Source organism: Pseudomonas sp. BN102 (assembly GCF_029871245.1).
Classification (GTDB): Bacteria; Pseudomonadota; Gammaproteobacteria; order Pseudomonadales; family Pseudomonadaceae; genus Metapseudomonas.
Window position 1 is genome coordinate 22,724 of the sequence record NZ_SSON01000033.1, and the last position, 7,760, is coordinate 30,483.

Sequence of the window (7,760 nt, forward strand, 5' to 3'; positions counted from 1 at the left end):
GGATGTCGGCGCAGCAGTTCGTACATGCAGGTGATGGAAAAGTTCCGGAGCGGCCGACCGAAGGAACGAAAAAGATTGGGACTTCAGTGCGGAGTTAACAGTGGCGAAACGATGGCGGGGTGTTGCGATATGCGGAGAGTGAGCGTTGCGTGGGAGTTGTTGCGGGGAAGTTGCTGGTGAAGTTTGAAGAAGTTTCTGCGGGAGTACTTTTCGTGAAATTGGGCGTCCCTGCCCAGCCATCTCTTACTGCGAGGCGAGTGCAGGGTTCACTCGGGAAGGAGTGAGGCTTTCAGCTCGATTGCTCGCCCACTTCACCAGCAGCGTCATCATGATGAAGCCGATGCAGATGAACACCGGGTAGGCGAACATGATTTCGCCAAGGGAGTATTTCCAGCTAAGGGGGCGGGCGATGCCCAGCATGGCCCCGTAGAACCAGGAAACTCCGGAGACGACGCCCGAGAATATGGCAAGGGTACGGGCGTTGGTTTCCATCTTGACCAGCGTGCCGGCCTTTTTGATGGCAGGCAGTACAGCGCTGTGCAAAAGGAAGCCGTTTACGGTCAACAGTGCTACGACCAGGATCTTTGCCTGGAGTTTGGGGTTAAGGAAATACACTGCGCCTTTGACAGAGTAGTCCAGCAGGATGATACCTATCCCTGTTACCCAGAGTGCCGCAAGTGCAAGCAGTACAGTTTTCTTCAGAGTATCAAGATGGGTTTTGTCGCTATGGGTAGCGTCGTCTTTCCCGGTGATCATCTGCTTGATCATGGCGTAGTCGCTGGTCAGGACCAGGCCGATTGCCACGCAGCAAGCGATAAGGTGGGCATAAACGACACCCATGCGCATTAATTCCATGGTTGCTTCCTGTTTGAACAGGGAAGTAATCAGGTGATAAAGCTCCATGGTTTACCTCTTGTTTTACAAAGTAAGTTGGTGTGCTGATGCAGTAAGGGCACCGATATGTGTTGATTGCTTACTCGTAAGCCTCTTTGGGCTTTGAGTGGTGGTCAGGTTGTTCTAAAGCTCTATTTATATTTCATGTCTTCATACGCACTCCTCCTTTTTTGAGACAGACAATCCTCCTGCACATGAACTTGTGCATTTGGAATCGCTCCGGACTCAAGGGGAAAAAGACATGCGCGCCGCCGACCGACCATGGTTCAGAAGTGGCACGATGAACTCTGGCTTTCATCAGAGTGGTAGGACCCTGATTTTGTTCAAAAAATGATCTGAAAGCCGACGGACGGCACTGCAGGGCGAGGCGCGCCAAGCGCTTGAAAAGGCAAGGAATGCTTGCCAGGCGGGCGTTTCAGGAAAGTTCAGAGAAATTCGCGCCTCCTGTGACCAGGGGGCGCGAACCGGCGTCAGGCCTTTCCGGTCTTGCGGGCCTTGGACGCTACTGGCTGCTCGAGGAGGCCGTCGGCGCGGAACATGCCCTTGATGCCGCGAACGGCCTGGCGGATTCGGTCCTGGTTCTCGATCAGGGCGAAGCGAACGTGGTCGTCACCGTAGTCGCCGAAGCCCAATCCAGGCGATACGCAGACCTTGGCCTCGGCCAGGAGTTTCTTGGCGAACTCCAGGGAACCCAGGGCGGCGTAGGCTTCGGGGATCTTGGCCCAGACGTACATCGAGGCCTTGGGGTTCTCAACCATCCAGCCGAGCTCGTGGAGCCCCTTCACCAATACGTTGCGGCGCTGGCGATATTGCTCGGCGATATCGCGCACGCACTGCTGGTCCCCTTCCAGGGCGGCTATGGCGGCCACCTGCAGCGGGGTGAAGGTGCCGTAGTCGTGATAGCTCTTGATCCGCGCCAGGGCGCTGACCAGTTCCGGGTTACCGACCATGAAGCCGATGCGCCAGCCCGCCATGTTGTAGCTCTTGGACAGGGTGAAGAATTCGACCGCGATGTCCTTGGCGCCGGGCACCTGCATGATCGAGGGAGCCTTCCAGCCGTCGTAGACGATGTCGGCATAGGCCAGGTCGTGGACCACCAGCACATCGTACTGCTTGGCCAGGGCGACCACGCGCTCGAAGAAGTCCAGCTCCACGCATTGTGCGGTGGGGTTGGACGGGAAGCCGATGATCATCATCTTCGGCTTGGGAATGCTCTCGCGGATGGCCCGCTCCAGCTCGGCGAAGAAGTCCACGCCCGGCACCAGGGGGACCGAGCGCACCTGGGCGCCGGCGATCACCGCGCCGTAGATGTGGATGGGGTAGCTGGGGTTGGGCACCAGCACGGTGTCGCCGTGGTCCAGGGTGGCGAGCATCAGGTGTGCCAGGCCTTCCTTGGAGCCGATGGTGACGATGGCTTCGCTTTCCGGATCGATCTCCACGTCATAGCGGTCCTTGTACCAGCGCGAGATGGCTCGGCGCAGGCGAGGGATGCCGCGGGAGGTGGAGTATCCGTGGGTGTCTTCGCGCTGGGCGACCTGCACGAGCTTCTCCACGATATGCGGCGGGGTGGCGCCGTCGGGGTTGCCCATGGACAGGTCGATGATGTCCTCGCCGCGACGGCGTGCGGCCATCTTGAGTTCGGCGGTGATGTTGAAGACGTAGGGGGGGAGACGATCGATGCGCGCGAAACGGCGCGGTGAACGCTGGTCAGCCATGCTTTCCTCGGATACGTAAGCGCCCGGAACCGTCCGAGCGACGTCGGCCACTGCGGTGGCCTGGCGGCGAAGATATGCCGCCCAGGCGTTGTCCGCAAGAACAGTCGTGCAATTTTCCGTTGGTACAGCGGGGCGCTGCCCGTCAATGCCCCAGCATGTCGTGCATCGCGATGATCTGTTCGGCGACCTGGATCAGTTTCTGCTGGCGGCTCATGGCCTGGCGGCGCATCAGGGTGTAGGCCTCTTCCTCATTGCAGTTCTTCATTTTCATCAACAGTCCCTTGGCCAGTTCGATGCGTTTGCGCTCGGCCATCTGCTGGTCGCGGGCGCTGAGCTGGGCGCGCAGGGCCTGGTCGCTCTCGAAGCGCGCCATGGCGACATCGAGGATCGGCTGCAGGCGGTCGACCTGGATGCCTTCGACTATGTAGGCGCTGACGCCGGCCTGGATAGCCTGGCGCATGACATTGGGATCGTGTTCGTCGGTGAACATGACGATGGGGCGGGGCTGGTCGCGGGTGACCAGCACGACCTGTTCCATGACGTCGCGGCCGGGGGACTCGGTGTCGATCAGGACCACGTCCGGACGGATGGCTTCGACGCGGGAGGGTAGGTCGATGGTCAGGCCGGACTCGTCCACCACTTCGAAGCCGGCTTTCACCAGGGCGGCCTTGAGGCGGCCGACTTTCTTGGCGGTGTCGTTGATCAGCAGGATGCGCAGCATGATGGTGGTCTTCCCCCAATGGCTACAGGGCGATGGCCCGGGCGCTGCCGGCCAGCGAGTGGATCGGGAAGCTGCGTGCGTACTCGGCCGGGTCGCTGCCGTCCCAGGTGCGATCATCGATCAGGGTCGAGCTGCGCATCAGGGCCGGCACTTCGATGCCGAGGGCTTCTGCGGCTTGGCGGTAGAGGTCCAGCCGTTGCACCCGCCGGGCGACTTCCAGGTAGTCCGGGTCGTCCCGCAGCAGGCCCCAGCGGCGAAACTGGGTCATGAACCAGATGCCGTCGGAGAGGTAGGGCATGTTGACCCGGCCCTCGGCAAAGAAGCTCAGCGGGTGCCCGTCCTCCCAGGCATTGCCGAGCCCGTCCTGGTAGTGGCCGAGGAAGCGCGGCTCCACGGCCGAGAGCGGCACGTCCACATAGTCGCTGCCGCTGATCAGTTGGGCGGTGCTACGGCGATTCTCCAGGCTGGCGTCGATGAAGCGGCTGGCCTCCAGCACGGCCATGGTCAGGGCGCGCGCAGTGTTGGGGTACCGCTCGGCAAATTCGCGGGTGACGCCCAGCACCTTCTCCGGATGATCGGGCCAGATCATCTGGCTGGTGGCCAGGGTGAAGCCCTGGCCCTGGTCCACCGCCAGCGCGCCCCAGGGGCCGCCGGCGCAGAAGCCGTCGATGCGCGCCGCCTCGAGGTGGGCGACCATCTGAGAAGGGGGTACCACGACCGTGTCGACATCCCGCAGCGGGTGGATGCCCTGGGCGGCGAGCCAGTAGTTCAGCCACATGGCATGAGTGCCGGTGGGAAATGTCTGGGCGAAGGTCAAACGTGCACCACCGTGGCGCACGTGCCTGGCCAGTGCCTCGGAACTGGTCACGCCGATGCGCTTCAGGGGGTCGGAGAGGTTGATCGCCTGGCCGTTCTGGCACAGGCCCATGAGGATGGCCATCTCGGCGCAGGGCCCGCCTATCCCCAGTTCGATGCCGTAGACCTGTCCGTAGAGGGCCTGGGCAGCGTCCAGTTCGCCGCAGATCAGCTTGTCGCGCAGGGTGGCCCAGGAGAATTGGCGCTGCAGGTTCAGGGTCAGCCCATAGGGCTGGGCGAAGCCCTGGGTGGCGGCGACTATCAGGGAGGCCGAATCGGTCAGGGGCATGAAGCCCAGGTTGAGCATGCACTTCTCCGGTGCATCGCTTCCCGCGACCCAGGCCAGGCTGTCCGCGCGAGTGGTGTTCGGGGTGTCCGTCATCTTGGTTGCCACCTTTCAGCAAAATGGCGCCGATCCGGATCAGCCGGAGCCGGCCGGAAGCGACGCCATCGTCATCAACCCGCTCCGCCTTTGGAGTGAGTATTGTCGAGGCTGACCAAGCAAGCGATATGCCAGCGGGCGGAAAAAGAAACCCCGCCGGAGCGGGGCAAGGGTTCGAGGTCGGAGCTACCTCAACGTTCGATGATCTGTTTCACCTGGCTTTGCGGGATCTGCTGGGCGCGGCCTTCGTGGTCTTCGAACTCGATCATGCCGGTGTTCTTGTCAAGTCTTGGCTTCTCGTCGGAGGTGATGAGCTGGCCGTCCGTCGTGGCGATCAGGTATTCGCTTGAGCAGCCGGCCAGGCCAAGAGTGCAGAGAAGAATGAGGAACCAGGTTTTCAGGCGGCGCTCCCCGTGGTGGCAGCTGATACCTGCAACATAGCTGCTGGCGGAGGGGCTGCAAGGCGGACAGGGCTACCCTCTGCCGAAAGTGTGCGGTTATTGGCAAGCCTCCCTGCAACATGGGTCTGGAGGGGGATCGGCAGGGCGCAGGTCGATCAGGCTTGATCTATCCGCTGTCGGTGGTGGATATGAAAAGCGATATTCACCCTGCACATACGATCTGTTCGCCACGGCATGGGGCATATCCGGGGCAAGAAAAAGCCCCGCACGTGGCGGGGCTTCTGCGTTACCAGGTTCGCGATGGAGGCTTAGGCCTGGACCACCGGGATCTTGGCGTTGGCCGCGGCGTCCTTGTACTCGGCGATCTGGTCGAAGGACAGGTAGCGGTAGATATCGGCCGCCATGCTGTCGATGTTCTTCGCGTAGCCCATGTACTCCTCGACGGTCGGCAGTTTGCCCAGGATCGAGGCAACGGCCGCCAGTTCGGCGGAGGCCAGGTAGACGTTGGTGGCGTCGCCCAGGCGGTTGGGGAAGTTACGGGTGGAGGTGGAGACCACGGTGGCCCCGGTCTGCACGCGCGCCTGGTTGCCCATGCACAGCGAGCAACCCGGCATTTCCATGCGGGCGCCGGCCTTGCCGTAGATGCCGTAGTAGCCTTCCTCGGTCAGCTGGTGCTGGTCCATCTTGGTCGGCGGCGCCAGCCACAGACGGGTCGGGATGCCGCCCTTGACCTTGTCCAGCAGCTTGCCGGCGGCGCGGAAGTGCCCAATGTTGGTCATGCAGGAACCGATGAACACTTCGTCGATCTTGTCGCCGGCCACGGTGGACAGCAGGCGGGCATCGTCCGGGTCGTTCGGCGCGCAGAGCACGGGCTCCTTGACGTCGGCCAGGTCGATCTCGATGACGGCGGCGTATTCGGCGTCGGCGTCGGCGGCCAGCAGGTTCGGCTGGGCCAGCCAGGCTTCCATCGCCTGGGCGCGGCGCTCCAGGGTGCGGGCGTCGCCGTAGCCTTCGCCGATCATCCAGCGCAGCAGGGTGATGTTGGAGCGCAGGTACTCGGCGATGGCCGCTTCCGGCAGCTTGATGGTGCAACCGGCGGCGGAACGTTCGGCCGAGGCGTCGGACAGCTCGAAGGCCTGCTCGACGGTCAGCTCGTTGAGGCCTTCGATCTCGAGGATGCGGCCGGAGAAGATGTTCTTCTTGCCTTTCTTCTCGACGGTGAGCAGGCCGGCCTGGATGGCGTAGTAGGGGATGGCATGCACCAGGTCACGCAGGGTGATCCCGGGCTGCATCTTGCCCTTGAAGCGCACCAGGACCGATTCCGGCATGTCCAGCGGCATCACGCCGGTGGCGGCGGCGAAGGCCACCAGGCCGGAGCCGGCCGGGAAGGAGATGCCGATCGGGAAGCGGGTGTGCGAGTCGCCACCGGTGCCGACGGTGTCCGGCAGCAGCATGCGGTTCAGCCAGCTGTGGATGATGCCGTCGCCCACTTTCAACGAGACGCCACCGCGATTGCGCATGAAGTCCGGCAGGCTGTGGTGGGTGCGCACGTCCACCGGCTTGGGGTAGGCGGCGGTGTGGCAGAAGGACTGCATCACCAGGTCGGCGGAGAAGCCGAGGCAGGCGAGGTCTTTCAGCTCGTCGCGGGTCATCGGGCCAGTGGTGTCCTGGGACCCGACGGTGGTCATCTTCGGCTCGCAGTAGGTGCCCGGGCGCACGCCCTGGCCTTCGGCGAGACCGCAGGCGCGGCCGACCATCTTCTGTGCCAGGGTGAAGCCCTTGCCGCTGTCGACCGGGGCTTCCGGCTTCTGGAACAGGTCGGAGGCGCCCAGGCCCAGTTCGGCACGGGCCTTCTCGGTCAGGCCGCGGCCGATGATCAGCGGGATACGGCCGCCGGCGCGGACTTCGTCCAGCAGCACCGGGGTCTTCAGCTCGAAGCTGGCCAGCAGTTCCTCGCTGCCATGGCGGCAGACTTTCCCGGCGTAGGGATAGACGTCGATCACGTCGCCCATGGCCAGGTTGGCGACATCGAATTCGATCGGCAGGGCACCGGCGTCTTCCATGGTGTTGTAGAAGATCGGGGCGATCTTGTTGCCGAAGCAGAAGCCACCGGCGCGCTTGTTCGGCACGAAGGGGATGTCGTCGCCGAAGAACCACAGCACCGAGTTGGTGGCGGACTTGCGCGAGGAGCCGGTGCCGACCACGTCACCGACGTAGGCGACCGGGAAGCCCTTGGCCTTGACCGCTTCGATCTGCTGCAGCGGACCGACGGAGCCGGGCTGGATCGGCTCGATGCCGTCGCGGGCCATTTTCAGCATGGCCAGGGCGTGCAGCGGGATGTCCGGGCGGGACCAGGCGTCCGGCGCCGGCGACAGGTCGTCGGTGTTGGTTTCGCCGGGGACCTTGAACACGGTCAGGGTCACTTTTTCCGGCACGGCCGGCTTGTTGACGAACCACTCGCCGTCGGCCCAGGACTTGAGCACGGCTTGCGCGGAGGCGTTGCCTTGCTTGGCGCGCTCGGCGACGTCGTGGAAGGCGTCGAACATCAGCAGGGTGTGCTTCAGCTGCTCGGCGGCGACGGTGGCCAGCTCGGCGCTGTCCAGCAGCTCGACCAGGGTGGCGATGTTGTAGCCGCCCTGCATGGTGCCCAGCAGTTCGGTGGCGCGCGCTTTGGAGATCAGCGGGGAGGTGGCTTCGCCCTTGGCGATAGCGGAGAGCAAACCGGCTTTGACGTAGGCGGCTTCGTCGACGCCCGGCGGAACACGGTTGGTGATCAGGTCGAGGAGGAAGGC

Annotated in this window: 6 protein-coding genes; all 6 read right to left on the minus strand. The window is 63.5% G+C overall.

Annotation, left to right across the window (positions count from 1 at the left end; all coding sequences use genetic code 11):
- Positions 1-243 precede the first annotated feature (243 nt).
- On the minus strand, positions 244-903 hold the full coding sequence (locus E8F12_RS05315; protein WP_280324244.1) for a hypothetical protein: 660 nt from the start codon (positions 901-903) through the stop codon (positions 244-246).
- 461 nt (positions 904-1,364) lie between these two features.
- Positions 1,365-2,609: an alanine transaminase gene (gene alaC, locus E8F12_RS05320; RefSeq protein ID WP_280324245.1), complete on the minus strand. Its 1,245-nt coding sequence runs from the start codon at positions 2,607-2,609 to the stop codon at positions 1,365-1,367.
- A 142-nt stretch (positions 2,610-2,751) separates the two neighbouring features.
- The gene (locus E8F12_RS05325; RefSeq protein WP_280287046.1) at positions 2,752-3,330 is read right to left on the minus strand and encodes an ANTAR domain-containing protein; all 579 of its coding nucleotides are present in this window, start codon (positions 3,328-3,330) and stop codon (positions 2,752-2,754) included.
- A gap of 22 nt (positions 3,331-3,352) precedes the next feature.
- On the minus strand, positions 3,353-4,567 hold the full coding sequence (locus E8F12_RS05330) for a CmpA/NrtA family ABC transporter substrate-binding protein (protein WP_280324246.1): 1,215 nt from the start codon (positions 4,565-4,567) through the stop codon (positions 3,353-3,355).
- Positions 4,568-4,758: 191 nt separating this feature from the next.
- The gene (locus E8F12_RS05335) at positions 4,759-4,995 is read right to left on the minus strand and encodes a YgdI/YgdR family lipoprotein (protein ID WP_348532404.1); all 237 of its coding nucleotides are present in this window, start codon (positions 4,993-4,995) and stop codon (positions 4,759-4,761) included.
- Positions 4,996-5,276: 281 nt separating this feature from the next.
- Positions 5,277-7,760, minus strand: a 2,484-nt coding sequence (acnB, locus tag E8F12_RS05340) for a bifunctional aconitate hydratase 2/2-methylisocitrate dehydratase (RefSeq protein WP_280324247.1), incomplete at its 5' end; no start/stop codon positions are given.

Excerpts from the sequence above, each read along its gene's own strand:
- E8F12_RS05315 (WP_280324244.1), bottom strand. The coding sequence starts at position 903 with ATGGAGCTTTATCACCTGATTACTTCCCTGTTCAAACAGGAAGCAACC.
- alaC (WP_280324245.1), bottom strand. The coding sequence starts at position 2,609 with ATGGCTGACCAGCGTTCACCGCGCCGTTTCGCGCGCATCGATCGTCTC.
- E8F12_RS05325 (WP_280287046.1), bottom strand. The coding sequence starts at position 3,330 with ATGCTGCGCATCCTGCTGATCAACGACACCGCCAAGAAAGTCGGCCGC.
- E8F12_RS05330 (WP_280324246.1), bottom strand. The coding sequence starts at position 4,567 with ATGACGGACACCCCGAACACCACTCGCGCGGACAGCCTGGCCTGGGTC.